Origin of the sequence: Achromobacter sp. HZ01 (genome assembly GCF_003267925.1) — a bacterium.
GTDB lineage: Bacteria > Pseudomonadota > Gammaproteobacteria > Burkholderiales > Burkholderiaceae_B > Achromobacter > Achromobacter pulmonis_A.
This window is the reverse complement of the sequence record NZ_LWKV01000001.1, coordinates 1235149-1250727: the sequence shown is the minus strand read 5'-3', so window position 1 is coordinate 1250727 and position 15579 is coordinate 1235149. Positions and strand designations below refer to the sequence as shown.

Below are 15579 nucleotides of genomic sequence, written 5' to 3'. Positions count from 1 at the left end.
TGATGTCCGATGTGTTTACCGAAGGTCTTTGCAGCACCTTGCTGGCAGACGTGGGCGCGCGCGCGATGCACGCGCCGATCAAGCCGCTGCGGGCGGGGTGGCTGTTGCGCGGCCGCGCGCTCACCGTGTCGGTGCCGGCCGGCGACAACCTGGCGATTCATGCCGCGCTGGCCGCCGCGCGGCCCGGCGACGTGCTGGTGGTCGACGCTCAGGGCTACGCGGACCGCGCCGTGATGGGCGGAATCATGTGCGCCCAGGCGGCGGCGGCCGGCCTCAGCGGCGTCGTGGTCGACGGCGCCATGCGCGACGCCGCCGAGCTGCGCGCCGGCGCGCTGCCGGTGTTCGCCGCGGCGCTGTCGCCGGCGGGGCCGACCAAGACCGGCGGCGGCAGCGTCGGCCGTCCGATCCGGTGCGGCGGCGTGGCCGTCAATCCGGGCGACTGGGTGCTGGGCGACGACGACGGCCTGGTCGTGTTCAGCCCCGACGAAAGCGACGCCTTGATCACCGCGGCGCTGGCCAAGGGCCGCGCCGAAGCGCTGCGCATGGCAGCCATCGCCCGCGGCGAACTCAGGCCGGCCTGGCTCGACGAGGCGTTGGCGCGCGCCACGCTGGACATCGCGCCGGCGCGCTAGTCGGGCCCCGCACAAGAAGATTCCCGCATTACCCACAGGAGGAAGACAATGTTGCTCAAACAAACGCTGGGCGCCATCGCCCTGGTCGCAGCGCTTGCGCCCATGTCCCAGGCCCAGGCCGAATATCCGGAACGTCCCATCCGCATGGTCGTGCCGTTCGCGGCCGGCGGCCCGGCCGACATGGTCGGGCGCGAATTCGCCAAACTGTTCGGCGACCGCCTCGGGCAGCCGGTGGTGGTGGTGAACGCCGGCGGCGGCCACGGCGTGCCGGCCCTGAACCAGGTGCTGGGCGCCGAAGCGGACGGCTATACGCTGCTGATGCCGGCCTCCGGCAACATGACGGTGCCGTCCAAGGCCATGCAAGGCAAGAACGTGCTGGAACTGCTGGCGCCGATCAGCCTGCTGACCGAGAGCCCGCACGTGCTGGTGGTCAACGCCAAGCTGCCGGTGGATTCGGTGCAGGGCCTGGTCGATTACGCCCGCGCCCATCCCGGCAAGGTCAATTTCGGCTCGGCGGGCGTGGGCGGCGTGGCCCACCTGGGCATGGAGCTTTTCAAGAGCAACGCCAAGATCGACGTGGTGCACGTGCCGTATCGGGGCACCTCGCAGGTGCTGACGGACCTGGCCTCGGGCCAGGTGCAGGCGCTGTTCAGCAGCATGCCTTCGCTCAAGCCCATGATCGACAAGGGTTCGATCAGGGCGCTGGCCATGAGCGCGCCCAGCAAGGGCGCCGACACGGCCACGCTGCCGCTGGTTTCGCAGACCGTGCCGGGCGTGTCGTACACGACCTGGTATGGCCTGTTCGCCAAGGCGGGCACGCCGCCCGAGGTGCTGGCGAAGCTGAACCAGGCCGTGATCGAAACGCTGAAGAATCCTGAGCTGAACCAGAAGTTCGAATCCCAGGGCGTGGAGTTCGTGTCCAGTTCGCCGCAAGGGCTGGCCGACATCGTGCGGCGCGACACGAAGCAATGGACGGCGCTGATCGAGCAGGCGGGCATCGAGATCGAATGAAGGCGCGCGCCTGGCCGGGCGCGTATAGTGGCAGCATGAAGATCCGTCACTCAGCCCTCAAGCCAGTTCTTGCCGCGCTCGCCTGCGCGGCGGTCGCCGCCTGCGCCGATAGTCCGCCCCGGCAAACGGATATGGACTATCGGAGCCGGCCGCCTTCGGCCGCGCACGGAAGCCAGAGCGCGCCGGGCCAGCGCCTGACCATCCAGTCCGGCGAAGGCGAAAAACTGAATCTTCCCTGGTTCATCCAGGACACCCAGGACTGGATCAACAGCAACTGAACCGGCCGCTCAGCGCGAGCCGGGCCTGGCCAGCGCCAGGCCGGGATGGGGCGCCCGCGCGCACAGGATCGAGCCGGACACCGATTCGGTGCAGAACAGCTTGCGGCGGTCATCCATGCCGAATGCGATGTTGGTGGTGGACGCGCCCGCCGGACTGCGCCACACGATGAGCGGTTCGGCGCGGTGGTTGAGCAGCCAGACATACCCCAGGCCGGGATTGCAGACCAGCAGATTGCCTGCCTCGTCCACCGCCAGGCCGTCCGGCCCGCTGGGGCCGTACGAGGTGAAGAACTGGCTTGCCTTGCTGACGCTGCCGTCGGCCATCAGCGGCACGCGCCACACGCAGTTGCCGCGCGTGACCGCCAGGTACAGCACCTTGCCGTCGGGCGACAGCGCCACGCCGTTGGGGCTGGGCACGTTATCCAGCAGGCAGTCCAGGCCGCCATCGGGGCGCAGGCGGTACAGCCGGCCGGTGGGGTCGTGCAGGCCGCTCTGGCCCTGGTCGGTGAAGTACAGATTGCCCCGGGCGTCGAAGATCAGGTCGTTCACGCCCTTGAAGCGCTCGCTGTTGCGGCGCGCCAGATAGGGCGCGACCTGGCCGCTCGCGATGTCCAGCGTCATCAGGCCATTCTTGTAGTCGGTGATCAGCAGGCGGCCGTCGTCCAGGAACTTCATGCCGTTGGGCTCGCCGTCGTACTCGGCCACGAGCGACCACTCGCGGTCCGGCCCGATACGGAACACGCGGCCCCACGGAATGTCGGCCACATACAGATTGCCGTGACGGTCGAACACGGGGCCTTCCAGAAAGGAGTCGACGGGCGCGCCGCCGCGGTTGGCGTCCGCCCAGTCGCTGCGTTCGGGACGGCGCCAGCGCTCGGGCATGGACGTCCAGACTTCGAATTGCGCCAACTCGGGCGCTTGCGCGTAAAACATGGCGTCTCCCCGGGGCCTACTTGGCGGCGTAGCCGATGCTGCGCGCCACCTTGCCCCACATCGCGTTGCTGTCGGCCAGGATGCGGCCGAACTCGGCGGCGTCGACCGCGCGCGGTTCGGCGCCCATCTTGGTCGCGAAGGTCTGCATTTCTTCCGAGGCCATGGCCTTGGCGACCTCGCGCTGCAGGCGTTCGGTGACCTCGGGCGGCGTGCCCTTGGGCGCCCACAGGCCGGTCCAGTTGACCACGCCGAAATCCTTCACGCCGGCTTCCGAGAAGGTCGGCACCTCGGGCAGCACGGCCAGCCGCTGCGCGCCGCTGACGGCCAGCAGCCGCAATTGTCCGCCTTGCACCGGGCCCATGACGCCGGTGGTGGAGGCGAACTGGAAGTCAATCACTTTGCCCAGCACCGCCTGGGTGGCTTCGGCCGCGCCCTTGAAAGGCACGTGCATGAACTTTACGCCGGTCGCCAGCGCCAGGCCTTCGGCGGCGAAGTGCGGCGTGGTGCCCGGGCCGCCCGAGCCATAGGTGACCGTGTCGGGCTTGGCGCGCGCCTGCGCGATGAGGTCATCGAGCTTGCGGTACGGGCTGTCGGCCGATACCGCCAGCGCCATCGGCGCGAACACGAAAGCCGAGATCGGCTGCAGGTCTTTGGCGGGATCGAAGGGCAGCTGCTTGAAGATATGGGGCAGCAGCGAGTAGGTCGTGTCGTTGGCCAGCAGCGTGTAGCCGTCCGGCGCGGCGCGGGCCACCTGGCTCACGCCGATGGTGCCGGTGGCGCCGGGCTTGTTCTCCACGATGAAGCTCTGGCCGGTCTGCGTCGACAGCATCTGCGCCATCTTGCGCGTGGCCACGTCGACCGCGCCGCCGGGGCCGTAGGGCACCACCACCCGCACCGGGCGGCTGGGCCAGGCGTCGGCGGCTTGCGCCGCCCCGCAGGCCAGGAGCGGCAGGGCGGCGGCAAGCATGAATGCGCGGGCTTGGATACGGTAGGTCATTTGTCTTCCTCCTGTTTTTCGTCGTGCGTCAGGCCCGCGGGCGGGCCAGCACGTCCAGCGCGTTGCGCGCGGCGGCCACGCCCATGTTGACGTAGGCCGCGCTGGTCACGCCGCCGATGTGCGGGCTGAGAATGATGCGGGGTTCCTGCTGGAACGGATGGCCGGGCGTCATGGGTTCGACCGCGAAGCTGTCCAGGCCGGCGGCCCGGACGTGGCCCGAGCGCACCGCCTGCAGCAGCGCGTCCTCGTCGACCAGGCCGCCGCGCGCGGTGTTCACCAGGATCACGCCGGGCCGGCACTGCGCTAGCGTCTGCGCATTGACCATGCCGCGGTTCTCGTCGGTGAGCGGGCAATGCAGCGACACCACGTCGGACTCGCGCCAGATCGTGTCCAGCGGCACGCTGGCGAGGTAGTCCGGCAGGTTCGCGGCGTAGGGGTCGAAGCCGATCACGCGCATGCCCAGCCCGTGCGCCATGGCCGCCATGCGCCGGCCGATGGCGCCCAGGCCGACCAGGCCGATGGTCTTGCCGCCCAGCTCCAGGCTTTTGTGGGTGGACTTGTCCCAGTGGCCCGCGCGCATGCGCTGGTCCAGCCCCACGACGGACTTGGCGCAGGCCAGCAGCAGCGCCAGCGCCTGTTCGGCCACGGCGGCGGCGTTCACGCCCACCGCCGCGACGACCTCGATGCCGCGCTGGGCGGCGGCCGCCTTGTCGATGGTGTCGGTGCCGCTGCCGTGCTTGGAAATCACCCGCAGCGCCGGGGCCGCGTCCATCGCGGCCGCGCCCACGCGGTTGTAGCGCACGATGATGGCCACCGGATTGTGCTCGCGGCACAGTGCGACGATGCCTTCTTCGGTGGGAGTCTGGCCGGCGTAGACCAGTTCGAAATCCTGCAGCAGCGCCTGCGCCTCGGGCGCCAGGTCGGCCGCGGTCACGACGATGGCGGGCTTGCCCGCAGCGGCGGCGCTCACAGCGATTCTCCTTCCTTCAGGACGCCGGCGGCGCGCAGCGCGGCGGCGAGCCACTTGGCTTCGGTGTCGCCGGCCTGGATCGCGGCGATGCGCGCGGCTTCGTCGCGCACCTTCTTCTCGGCCGCGGGCAGCAGGCCTTCGATCTTTTCGCGTTCGACCACCACCACGCCGTCGGCGTCGCCGATGATGAAGTCGCCCGGATTGACCGTCACGCCGCCCACCGAGACGGGATGGCCGATGCGGCCGGGCACGTTCTTGGTGGGGCCGTTGGGATTGGCGCCGGCGGCGAACACCGGGTAGTCCATTTCAATGATTTCCGCCGTGTCGCGCGCGGCGCCGTCCATCACCACGCCGGCGATGCCCAGCTTGCGGCAGGCGTTCATCATGATGGTGCCCATCAGCGCCGAGCTGAGATCGCCCTTGCCGTCGATCACCAGCACGTCGCCCGGCCGTGCCAGGGACATCGCCGCGTGGATCATGAGGTTGTCGCCGGGGCGGACCTCCACGGTCAACGCCGTGCCGGCCAGTTTCATGCCGGGATGCAGCGGGCGGATGCGGCCGTTGAGCGCGCCGCGGCGGCCGGCCACGTCGGCCAGGATGGCGGGTTGCAGTTGCGCGGCGCGGCGCACGATCTCGGCGTCGACGCGCGGAAAGTCCTTGATGATGTCCTGATTGGCCATGAGTGTTCCTGTAGAGAGTAGGGAATCGGGGCGGGGATCAGGCCGGCTTGATGCCGGCCTCGCGGATGACCTTGCCCCATTTGTCGAAGTCAGCCTTGCGGATCTGGTCCAGGGCCTGCGGCGTGCCGCCGGCCAGCGTGATGCCGAGCTGCCCGGCCAGTTCGACCAGCGCGGGGCTTTGCAGCGCGCGGCCGATACCGGCGTTGAGCCGGGCGATCGCCTCGGCGGGCGTGGCGGCCGGCGCGAACACCGCCTGCCACTGCTCCACCACGAAGTCGTCGTAGCCCGCCTCGGCCATCGTGGGCACGCCGGGCAGGGCGGGCAGCCGCTGCGCCGAGGTGGCGGCAAGCGCGCGCAGCGCGCCGGTCTGCACGTGCGGCAGCGCAGCCGCCGCCGGAATGAAGGCGAACTGGACCTGGCCGGCCAGCGTGTCCTGCAGCGCCGGGGTGTCGCCCTTGTAGGGCACGTGCAGGAAGCGCGCGCCGCTTTTTTGCTGCAGCAGCTCGCCCTGCATGTGCAGGATGGTGCCCGTGCCCCCGGAGGCATAGGCCAGGCTTTCCGGGGCCTTGGTCCCGGCCGCGACCAGTTCGGCCACGCTTGCGTAGGGCTGCGCCTTGCCGACCACCAGCAGATGCGGGATCGTTCCTATGAGGATGACGGGCGCGAAATCGGCGATGGGGTCGTAGGTGAGCTTGCCCAGCACGTGCGGCGCGATCGCCTGAGGACCGATGGACGTGCCCAGCAGCGTCAGGCCGTCGGGGTCGGCCCGGGCCACGCGGGCCGCGCCGATGGTGCCGGTGGCGCCGGGGCGGTTGTCCACGATCACGCGCGTGGACAACAGCGCGTCGAGCTGCTGCGCGATGGCGCGGCCCAGCACGTCGGTGCTGCCGCCGGCCGGGTAGGGCACCACCCAGGTGATGGTCTTGCCGGCGGGCCATGGCTGCGCGGCGCGCGCGCCGAAGGCGGCGCCGGCGGCCAGCGCCGCGCCGGTCGCCAGAAAGCGGCGCCGGGCAGGGGAGAGGGGGGCATGCATGGGAAGTCTCCGTTATGTCTGGGTCATGCCGGGAAGCCGTAAAGGGCTGCCGGGTTGTGCACCAGGACCTGGCGCAGCCGGGCGCCGCCGGTCCAGTCCGCCAGCCGGTCGAGCTGGCGCGCGTCGTCCGGCATGGGTTGCATGCCGGCAGAGGCCGACGCGTGGGGCCAGTCGCTGCCCCACACGACGCGTTCGGGATTGGCGTCCAGGTAGCCGCGCGCCAGCGCATCGAGCGCAGTGTCCTCGACGCAGCGCCGCGGGCTGACGATGTAGCCGCCCGACAGCTTGATCCAGGCGCGGCCGCGTTCGAGCAGGCGCAGCACCAGCGCATGGGCCGGGTGCGCGCCGGCCTGTTGCGGACCGATGCGCGCCATGTGGTCGAACACGATGGGCGCGGGCAGCGCCGACAGCAGCGGCGCCAGCGCCGCCAACCGGTCGGGCGCCATCAGCAGCTGCACATGCCAGCCCAGCGGCGCCACGCGCGCGGCCAGCGGCAGGATCTGGTCGGCGCGGCTGGTCACGCCCAGGGAAAGATTGAGCCGGATGCCGCGCACGCCGGCCTCGTGCAGCGCCTGGAGCTGCGCATCGCTTTCGCTTCCGTCGATCACCGCCACGCCGCGCGCCTGTTCGCCCAGCAGCGCCAGCCCGTCCAGCATGGCGCGGTTGTCGGCGCCGTAGGTCGACGGCGTCACCAGCACGGCGCGCTGCATGCCCAGCCTGGCCTGGATGTCGCGGTACTGCGCCATCGACGCGTCCGGCGGCGACAGCGTTGCGCCGGGCACGGCCGGGTAGCGGGCGTCATAGGCGTGGATGTGGCAATCGCAGGCGCCGGGCGGGGCGGCCGTGGCCGGCCGCGCCTGGCCGCTGGAGTACGGATAGCGAGGCAGCATGGCCGCTTACTCGACCTTGGCGCCCGAGTCCTTGACGATCTTGCCCCAGCGGATGCGGTCGTCGTGGATCAGCTTGGAGAACTCCTCGGGCGTGCTGCTGAGCACGCGCGCGCCTTGTTCCCGGTACTTGGCGCCCAGGTCCGGGGCCTGCAGCGCCTTGTTGAATTCGGCGTTCAGGCGCTGCACGATGTCCTTGGGGGTGCTGGCCGGCGCGGCCAGGCCGAACCAGGTCACGGCTTCGAAGCCGGGAAAGCCGCGTTCGGCGATGGTGGGCACGTCCGGCATATCGGGCACGCGCTGCGCCGACGTCACCGCCAGCGCCCGCATCTTGCCGTTGCGCACGTGGCCGATTAGCGTGGGCACCGACGACAGATACATGTCGATCTGGCCGCCGATCAGGTCGTTGGAGGCCTGGGCCGCGCCCTTGTACGGAATGTGCGTGAGCTGGATGCCGGCGGCGTTCTGCAATTGCACCGCGGCCAGGTGCGCCACGGTGCCGTTGCCCGAACTGGCGAAGTTCAGCGAGCCCGGCTTGGCCTTGGCCGCCGCGATCATGTCGTCGAAGGACTTCAGCGGCGAATTGGCTGGCACCACGATCACCAGCGGCGCGTCGGCGACCAGGCCGATGGCGGTGAGATCCTTTTCCGGGTCGTAGGGCAGCTTGGCGTAAAGCGTGGGATTGATCGCCAGGTTGCTGGTCTGGCCCAGCACCAGCGAATAGCCGTCCGGCGCCGACTTGGCGACCGCGTCCACGCCGATATTGCCGCCCGAGCCGGGGCGGTTCTCGGTCACGATGTTCCAGCCCGTATTGCCGGCCACCTTGATCGCGGCTTCGCGCGCCAGCACGTCGGTGCCGCCGCCGGGCGGGAACGGGACGATCAGGCGGATGGGCTTGTTGGGATAGTCCTGGGCCGCGCCCAGGCTGCTTACGCACGCCAGGGCCAATGCGGACAGGACGCGAGCGATCTGCTTCATGATTAGTCTCCGATCTTGTTTTAGGTGCTGCATTGTGGATCGGTGTTCCGGACAATACAATGCAAGTCCGTACAGTGAAACGTGTTGCGTACAATGAAAACCGAACAGACCCCCGATACAGACGACTCTCCGGCCGAGGAAGGCGTGGTGGCGGTGCGCCGCGCGATGAGCATCCTGGAGGCGTTCGGCGTGGACGACACGCACCTGACGCTGGCCGAACTGAGCCGGCGCACCGGCTGCCATCGCTCCACCGTGCTGCGCCTGGCGCGCACGCTGGCGATGGACGACTACCTGGCCCAGCGCCCGGACGGCACCTGGCGGCTGGCGCGCGCCGCCGGCTGGCTGGGCGCGTGCTACCAGGCCACCTTCAACATCGTGGAAGTGGTGCAGCCGGTGCTGCGCGAGCTGTCGGCGGCCACCGGAGAAAGCGCGACGTTCTACGTGCGCGAGGGCAAGCAGCGCATCTGCATGGCGCGCGTGGAAGGCCCGAAGTCGATCCGCCACCACGTGCGCGTCGGCGCCGCGCTGCCGCTGGAGCTGGGCAGCCCGGGCCGCATCCTGCTGGCGTTTTCCGGAGAGCCGGGCGAGCCTTATGAATCCGTGCGCCGCGCGGGCTACATGCTTTCGCTGGGCGAACGCGACGCCGAGGTATCCAGCATTTCAGCGCCGGTCTATGGCATCAACTGGACCTTGCAGGGCGCGATCTGCATTTCGGGACCGATTTCGCGGCTGACGGAAGCGGTGCTGCTGGAACACAAAGAAGCGATTCTGGCGGCGGCCAGCAGGCTGTCCAGGTCGATGATGGGTGTGCGCCAGGGGCTGGGGCGGTGAGGAAGGGGCCGCGTCTCATTGCTACATTACGGCGACAAGTAGTTCAGATCGGAGCCGATAAAGCCAAGTGTCATATGCGCATAATGTGTATTATGTAAAGTTAGAATTATGCGATTCCGTACCGCCACTGCGGTATCGCAGCCAAAATGATTCAACAATCGTTGTATGATCGAATCATGAACGAAGATCAAGCCATCTCCGCCCTGAGCGCCCTTGCCCATCCCCAACGCTTGCGGACCTTTCGCGCGCTGGTCGTGGCCGGCGTGCCCGGGCTCATGCCCAGCGTGCTGGCCGAACAACTCGGCGTCGCGCGCAACACGCTGTCCTTCCATCTGAAGGAACTGGCCCACGCCGGCCTGGTCAGCGTCGAGCAGCAAGGACGCAACCTGATCTATCGCGCCGATTTTTCGCGGATGAGCGGATTGCTTGGCTATCTCACGGAGCATTGCTGCCAAGGTGCTCCCTGCGAGGCGTCCGAATCCGGCGTCTGCACGACTTGTTGAACATCCACTCGCTCCTGCCAGGAATTTTCATGTCGCATTCCCCTTTCAACGTACTTTTTCTTTGCACCGGCAATTCCGCGCGCTCGATCCTGGCAGAAGGCCTGCTCAACGGCCTGGGCGCCGACCGCTTTCGGGCGTACTCCGCGGGCAGCACGCCCAAGGGCGAAGTGCATCCGCTGGCCCTCGCCACGCTCGTATCCTATGCGCTGCCGGCGGACGGCTACCGCAGCAAGAGCTGGGACGAGTTTGCCGGTTCCGAGGCCCCGAAAATGGATTTCATCATCACGGTATGCGATAACGCGGCTGGTGAAGCCTGCCCGGTATGGCCGGGCCATCCGATGACGGCGCATTGGGGCATACCGGACCCCGCGGCGCACGAGGGAAGCGAGCAAGAGCGCCTGAAGGCGTTCCATGACGCGGCGCGCATGCTCAAGCGCCGTATCGAACTCTTCCTGTCCTTGCCGCTCGAACGTCTGGACGCCCTGTCGCTTCAGGCCGAGCTGCGCGGTATCGGCCAGTCCGGGGAGTAAGCCGATGTCGTCCAGTACGCAGGCCGTGGCCGTTGCGGGTCGGCGCCCCGCCATGAATCTGTTCGAGCGCTATCTCACGCTGTGGGTATTTCTCTGCATTGTGCTGGGCGTGGCGCTGGGCCGGCTCATGCCGGCCTTGTTCCAGGCCGTGGGGCGCTGGGAAATCGCCCAGGTCAATCTGCCCGTGGGCATCCTGATCTGGGTGATGATCATTCCGATGCTGCTCAAGGTTGATTTTGGGGCGCTGGGCCAGGTCAGGCAGCATTGGCGCGGCATTGGCGTGACGCTGTTCATCAACTGGGCCGTCAAGCCATTCTCGATGGCCGTGCTGGGCTGGTTGTTCATTCGCCAGATCTTTGCGCCGTGGCTGCCCGCCGATCAGCTCGATAGCTACATTGCGGGCCTGATTCTGCTGGCTGCCGCGCCGTGCACCGCCATGGTGTTCGTCTGGAGCCGCCTGACCGGCGGCGATCCGGTGTTCACGCTGTCACAGGTGGCGCTGAACGACACGATCATGGTGTTCGCGTTCGCGCCCGTGGTCGGGCTGCTGCTGGGCCTGTCGGCCATTACCGTGCCCTGGGATACTTTGCTGGTGTCCGTGGGCTTGTACATCGTGATTCCGGTGGTTCTCGCCCAACTCTGGCGCCGCGCGCTGCTGCGCCGCGGCCAGGCGGCGTTCGAGGCGGCGCTCGATCGGATCGGGCCGTTTTCGATGGCGGCGCTGCTGCTGACGCTGGTGCTGTTGTTCGCGTTCCAGGGCGAAGCCATCATGGGCCAGCCCCTGGTGATCGCTATGCTGGCGGTACCTATTCTGATCCAGGTGCTTTTCAATTCGGGACTGGCGTACTGGCTCAACCGCCGCGTCGGCGAAAAGCATAACATTGCGTGCCCATCCGCTTTGATCGGCGCATCCAATTTCTTTGAACTCGCGGTCGCCGCCGCGATCAGCCTGTTCGGCTTCCAGTCCGGCGCCGCGCTGGCGACGGTGGTGGGCGTGCTCATCGAGGTGCCCGTCATGCTGCTCGTGGTGCGGGTCGTCAATCGGAGCAAAGGCTGGTATGACGCGGGCGTTCGGCGGATCTGACATCAACAGAGGTATTTCATGAGTTTCACCACCGCCGACCCCCTGGCCGGTTTGCCCAACATCGATCCCGCGCTGTTCCAGCGGCCGGACCCGGCCGGACTTTTCCCGGCCGCCCGGGCCACGCACGCGCCGCGCTTTCTGCTGCTGTATGGCTCGCTGCGAGAGCGTTCCTACAGCCGCCTGGTGGCCGAGGAAGCCGCGCGGCTGCTGCAGGCGCTGGGAGGCGAAACCCGGGTGTTCAACCCATCCGGCCTGCCGCTGGTCGACGACGCCGGCGAGGACCATCCCAAGGTCCGGGAGCTGCATGAGCTGGTCCAGTGGGCCGAAGGCATGGTGTGGAGTTCGCCGGAGCGCCACGGCGCGATGACGGGGTTGATGAAGACGCAGATCGACTGGATTCCGCTGTCGGTGGGCGCCGTGCGCCCGACCCAGGGCAAGACCTTGGCGCTCATGCAGGTGTCGGGCGGATCGCAGTCGTTTAATGCGGTGAATCAGATGCGGGTGCTGGGGCGCTGGATGCGCATGCTGACCATTCCGAACCAGTCCTCGGTGGCCAAGGCCTACCAGGAGTTCGACGACGCAGGGCGCATGAAGCCCTCCCCTTACTACGACCGTATCGTCGACGTGGTCGAGGAGTTGATGAAGTTCACTCTGCTCACCCGCGATGTCGCGCCCTATCTCGTGGACCGCTACAGCGAACGCAAGGAAGCCGCGATCGCCCTGTCGAAGCGGATGAAGCAGGGTTCCATCTAGGTTCCGCGGGCCTCATTCCGGCATGAGGTAGTACGCGAGCATGGATACGACAACGCTGAAAGGCCTGCGCCCACACCCTTGCTTTATAGTGAATTTAGTGAAATTATCAGAAATCAATAATTTCCCTAATTTCTATAAACATGGACCCTGTCCGCAACCCCTATGCGCCTGGCGCCGGCAGCCCTCCCCCTGAACTGGCCGGCCGCGACGATGTTCGTGAAAAGGTACGCATTTGCCTGGCGCGGCTGCGCCTGGGCCGGCCCGCCAAAAGCGTATTGCTGCTCGGCCTGCGGGGCGTCGGGAAAACGGTGCTGCTGGATCAGATGCGTAACGAAGCGGAGGCCTCGGGCGCCCAGACCGTCCGTATCGAAGCGCCGGAGCACAAATCCCTGCCTGCCCTTTTGGCGCCTCAGCTTCGCCTGGCGTTGCTGCGGCTGAGCCGGATGGACGCGGCCAAGGAGTTCGCGGTGCGGGGATTGCGCGCATTGGCGGGTTTTGCGGGCAAGCTCAAGGTCGTGTTCGGAGATATCGAGGTGGGCATCGATTACGATGCCGAGCCCGGCCTTGCCGACAATGGCGACCTGGAGGGCGATCTTTCGGCCCTGCTGGAGCAGGTTGGCCACGCTGCCAGGGCCGCGGACACGGTGGCGGTGCTATTCATCGATGAACTCCAGTATGTGGAGTCGGACCAGCTTGCCGCATTGATTTCGGCGCTGCATCGATGCGCCCAGCAGAAGCTGCCGGTCACTGTGGTGGGCGCAGGGCTGCCGCAATTGCGCGGCCGAATGGGTGAGGCGAAATCCTATGCCGAACGGTTGTTCGATTTTTCGGAGATCGGCGCATTGAGTCAGGAAGACGCCAAGTTGGCCATCACCGTGCCCGCAAACGAGGAAGGCGTCGTGGTCGAGCCGGCAGCGGTGGATCTGATCGTCGCGCAAACCCAGGGCTACCCTTACTTCCTGCAGGAGTGGGGAAAATGCGCCTGGGACGTCGCCGATGCGAGCCCGATAACGGCCGACGATGTCGCGACGGCTTCGCGTGAAGCCGTCGCGGCATTGGACGAGAGTTTCTTTCGGGTTCGCTTCGATCGGCTTACACAGTCGGAAAAGAAGTACCTGCGCGGTATGGCGGAGCTCGGCCCGGGTCCGCACCGTTCGGGCGATATCGCCCAGCAGCTCGGCCGGACCGTCGCGTCCTTCGGGCCGGTACGCGGCGCCCTGATCGCGAAGGGCATGATCTGGAGTCCTACACATGGCGATACGGCTTTTACCGTTCCGCTTTTCGATGACTTCATGAAGCGCATCATGCCCGGCGATGCGTGGCGAGCTACGTGACGTCCGGCGCCGCCCCGCAATACTCCCCCTACTGCGCCACCGCCTGCCAGCCGCCCTGCGCCGCGGCGGCGCGCTTCAGTTCGCTTTCGGTCACTGCGCGGCCATAGTCCCGCTCCCGGACCTTGCCGTCAGGCCCGATGGTGAAACTGTGCAGGCCCGAGCTGCCGTGGCTGGCGGGCCATGCGACGAAGGAGCAGCCCGAGGCGTCCGCGGTCGGCAGGTAGGCGTAGCGATAGCCGTGCAAGGCGGCGTCGGCAGGCACGTCCGGGCCCATCACCAGCGCGTCGTCGTCCAGCGGGCTGGCGGCCGAGGCCGAGGCGGCGTCCCAGTACAGGCCGTCCTGCCGGCCCTGCGTGCTGACGATGCGCTGCGCCGGCTGGCCGTTGCCGGCCGTTTTGCGGTAGCTGTCCTGGGCGGCGCAGAGCCGTCGCAGGGTGTCGATGGCGGCTTCTTCGTTGCGGGCGATGCGGCGGTGCTGCATTTCCTGCACGCCGGCGCGCAGGTCGAAACGCCAGCCGTTGTTTTGCTTGACCAGCGGCGCGGGGAACGACCAATCGTGTTCGCCGACCACGAATTCGGCGGTGGCGGGGCTGGTGTCGACGATCTTGTGCTGCCTGGACCAGGCCGCGAGGAAGGCGTAGATGTCGTCGCGGTCGATGCTGTCGCGCGGGACGAAGCGGCGGAAGTCGCTGCCCAGCACCTGCCTGAGGCCGTCGTCGTCGCCGGTCGCCACAGCCTGCACCAGGGCGTCGGCGGCCGCCTGCGGCGTGGCGAAGGCGGCCTGGGCCGCGTGGCCCTGAGTGGCCGCCAGGGCCAGGATGGCCGCCGCTGCGAGGCGGCCCAGAGTGTGTTGTGCGGTATTCATCGTCTTCCATGCCCCCTTTCGATATGTGCGCCGCCCGAGCGTCCGGCCCGGCCCGAGGAGTGTGCGCCGGCGCCGGGCCCGGCCCGGCCTGCGGAGTGCGCCGCCGGCCTGTCATTGCCGCGGGCGCTGGCGTGGCGCGTGGGCGCCGGGCGGTCCACGCCGCGCAGCGCATTGTCGCGGTTGGCGCTGCGCGAGCGTTCGATGGCCGCGTTGCGCGCGTCGTTGCGTTGCCGCGGCGCGTTGTGCGCGGCGGGCCGCGCGGCTTCGGGGCGATGCTGCGCGGTCCGCGCCCCTGCCCCTGCCCTTGCGCCGTCGGCCGCGGGCCGGCGGTCGTGCATGACCTGTTGGGCGTGATCGCGGCGCGCCTGGTCGGCCGACGGACGGTGCGCGGTGGCGCCGACGCGGCGCTGGGCGTCGTAGCGCTGGCGGGTCGCGGAGTTGCGATAAGGCGTGGCGCCGCGCCGCGCGGGGTCGTGGTTCCAGGTCACGTTGTTGCTGCGCGCGTCCAGCCGGCGGTTGACGTTGATGTGGTTGTAGCGGTTGACGTCGATGTCCACGTCGTTGTGGCCCCAGTCGAAGCCGCCCCACAGCGAGTCGGTGATGGCGATGCCGGCGCCGAAGGCCAGCCCGCTGACCATGGCCGAGGCGAACATGGACCCGGGCGGCGGCGGGTAGTAGGCCGGCGGGTACGAGGGATAGGGCCAGGTGCCGTAGGTGGTGGCGGGGTTGTAGGACGGCACGTAGACCACATCGGGAGACGCGGGCTCGATGGTCACGACGGTGGCGCCGCTTTCGGTCTGGGTGGAGACCTTCTGCTGCGCGTCGCTGTTGAGCGTGCCGGCGGCCTGGGCCTGGGCCCGCAGGCGCTGGACCGAGGACATGACGTCCTCGGGCTGGTCCAGGAAGGCGTCGCCGACGTTGCGCACCCAGTCGGGCTGGCGGCCCATCATGTCCAGCACCGAGGGAAAGGCCGCCAGCGACATGACGCTGGGGTCCCAGGGCTGGTCCTGCACCGCCTTGACGGCGGCGTCGCCGCTCAGGCTGGTGTGCCCGGCCGACCAGGCCGCGGCCGCCGCGACGTCGTCGGGATAGGTCGACGCCATCAGCAGCTGCGACAGCAGCGCGTCCGGATAGAGCGCCACCGGCGCCAGCATCTGGTCGAGCTGTTCCTTGCCGAATGACGATTGCGCGTGGGCCGCCGTGCTTGCGCACAGCAGCGCCAATGTGATGAAGAAATGCCGTAATAGCCGTCTCATGGACCTCTCCAACTGGGACACCCG

General features: G+C 68.5%; 18 protein-coding genes. 9 read left to right on the top strand and 9 right to left on the bottom strand.

Annotated elements, in window-relative coordinates:
- Positions 1 to 2: 2 nt before the first annotated feature.
- The 3 genes from A6B37_RS05830 to A6B37_RS05820 are packed head-to-tail and all read left to right on the top strand — an operon-like array spanning position 3 to position 1921.
- Positions 3 to 632 (top strand): RraA family protein, encoded by a 630-nt coding sequence (locus tag A6B37_RS05830; protein WP_111825187.1) that lies wholly within the window; start codon positions 3 to 5, stop codon positions 630 to 632.
- 48 nt (positions 633 to 680) lie between these two features.
- Entirely contained in the window at positions 681 to 1643 is a 963-nt protein-coding gene (locus A6B37_RS05825) for a tripartite tricarboxylate transporter substrate binding protein (protein ID WP_102771108.1), read from the top strand.
- A 35-nt stretch (positions 1644 to 1678) separates the two neighbouring features.
- Positions 1679 to 1921 (top strand): hypothetical protein, encoded by a 243-nt coding sequence (locus A6B37_RS05820; protein WP_102771816.1) that lies wholly within the window; start codon positions 1679 to 1681, stop codon positions 1919 to 1921.
- Positions 1922 to 1930: 9 nt separating this feature from the next.
- Here the strand turns inward: A6B37_RS05820 and A6B37_RS05815 are convergent, their stop codons facing one another.
- Genes A6B37_RS05815 through A6B37_RS05785 form a run of 7 tightly spaced genes read right to left on the bottom strand, consistent with a single transcriptional unit; the run spans position 1931 to position 8399 of the window.
- On the bottom strand, positions 1931 to 2854 hold the full coding sequence (locus tag A6B37_RS05815; RefSeq protein ID WP_111825186.1) for an SMP-30/gluconolactonase/LRE family protein: 924 nt from the start codon (positions 2852 to 2854) through the stop codon (positions 1931 to 1933).
- Between the two features lie 16 nt (positions 2855 to 2870).
- On the bottom strand, positions 2871 to 3821 hold the full coding sequence (locus A6B37_RS05810) for a tripartite tricarboxylate transporter substrate binding protein (protein ID WP_111825552.1): 951 nt from the start codon (positions 3819 to 3821) through the stop codon (positions 2871 to 2873).
- 58 nt (positions 3822 to 3879) lie between these two features.
- Complete coding sequence (locus A6B37_RS05805) at positions 3880 to 4821, bottom strand: NAD(P)-dependent oxidoreductase (RefSeq protein ID WP_111825185.1); 942 nt, start codon at positions 4819 to 4821, stop codon at positions 3880 to 3882.
- Entirely contained in the window at positions 4818 to 5501 is a 684-nt protein-coding gene (locus A6B37_RS05800; RefSeq protein WP_102771111.1) for an RraA family protein, read from the bottom strand. Before A6B37_RS05800 ends, A6B37_RS05805 begins: the two co-directional genes overlap by 4 nt.
- Positions 5502 to 5538: 37 nt before the next feature.
- A complete protein-coding gene (locus A6B37_RS05795; protein ID WP_102771113.1) occupies positions 5539 to 6534 on the bottom strand; it encodes a tripartite tricarboxylate transporter substrate binding protein in 996 nt (331 codons plus the stop codon).
- A 23-nt stretch (positions 6535 to 6557) separates the two neighbouring features.
- Complete coding sequence (locus tag A6B37_RS05790) at positions 6558 to 7424, bottom strand: amidohydrolase family protein (protein ID WP_111825184.1); 867 nt, start codon at positions 7422 to 7424, stop codon at positions 6558 to 6560.
- Positions 7425 to 7430: 6 nt separating this feature from the next.
- Positions 7431 to 8399: a tripartite tricarboxylate transporter substrate binding protein gene (locus A6B37_RS05785; RefSeq protein WP_111825183.1), complete on the bottom strand. Its 969-nt coding sequence runs from the start codon at positions 8397 to 8399 to the stop codon at positions 7431 to 7433.
- Positions 8400 to 8492: 93 nt separating this feature from the next.
- Here A6B37_RS05785 and A6B37_RS05780 point away from each other — a divergent pair, with 93 nt between their 5' ends.
- The 6 genes from A6B37_RS05780 (at position 8493) to A6B37_RS05755 (ending at position 13434) form a co-directional block, all read left to right on the top strand.
- Entirely contained in the window at positions 8493 to 9230 is a 738-nt protein-coding gene (locus A6B37_RS05780; RefSeq protein WP_111825182.1) for an IclR family transcriptional regulator, read from the top strand.
- 176 nt (positions 9231 to 9406) lie between these two features.
- A complete protein-coding gene (locus A6B37_RS05775; protein WP_102771117.1) occupies positions 9407 to 9733 on the top strand; it encodes a helix-turn-helix transcriptional regulator in 327 nt (108 codons plus the stop codon).
- A gap of 29 nt (positions 9734 to 9762) precedes the next feature.
- Positions 9763 to 10263 carry an arsenate reductase ArsC gene (locus tag A6B37_RS05770; protein WP_111825181.1) on the top strand — a complete coding sequence of 167 codons (501 nt, stop codon included), beginning with the start codon at positions 9763 to 9765 and terminating at the stop codon, positions 10261 to 10263.
- Positions 10264 to 10267: 4 nt separating this feature from the next.
- Positions 10268 to 11347 (top strand): ACR3 family arsenite efflux transporter, encoded by a 1080-nt coding sequence (arsB, locus tag A6B37_RS05765; RefSeq protein WP_102771119.1) that lies wholly within the window; start codon positions 10268 to 10270, stop codon positions 11345 to 11347.
- An 18-nt stretch (positions 11348 to 11365) separates the two neighbouring features.
- Complete coding sequence (gene arsH, locus A6B37_RS05760; protein WP_111825180.1) at positions 11366 to 12100, top strand: arsenical resistance protein ArsH; 735 nt, start codon at positions 11366 to 11368, stop codon at positions 12098 to 12100.
- Between the two features lie 140 nt (positions 12101 to 12240).
- Positions 12241 to 13434 carry an ATP-binding protein gene (locus A6B37_RS05755; protein WP_111825179.1) on the top strand — a complete coding sequence of 398 codons (1194 nt, stop codon included), beginning with the start codon at positions 12241 to 12243 and terminating at the stop codon, positions 13432 to 13434.
- Between the two features lie 28 nt (positions 13435 to 13462).
- Here A6B37_RS05755 and A6B37_RS05750 read toward each other — a convergent pair whose 3' ends face one another.
- Positions 13463 to 14299: a DUF2950 family protein gene (locus tag A6B37_RS05750; RefSeq protein WP_111825178.1), complete on the bottom strand. Its 837-nt coding sequence runs from the start codon at positions 14297 to 14299 to the stop codon at positions 13463 to 13465.
- Complete coding sequence (locus A6B37_RS05745; protein ID WP_111825177.1) at positions 14296 to 15555, bottom strand: DUF3300 domain-containing protein; 1260 nt, start codon at positions 15553 to 15555, stop codon at positions 14296 to 14298. The genes A6B37_RS05750 and A6B37_RS05745 overlap by 4 nt, the downstream gene beginning before the upstream one ends.
- Between the last annotated feature and the right edge of the window lie 24 nt (positions 15556 to 15579).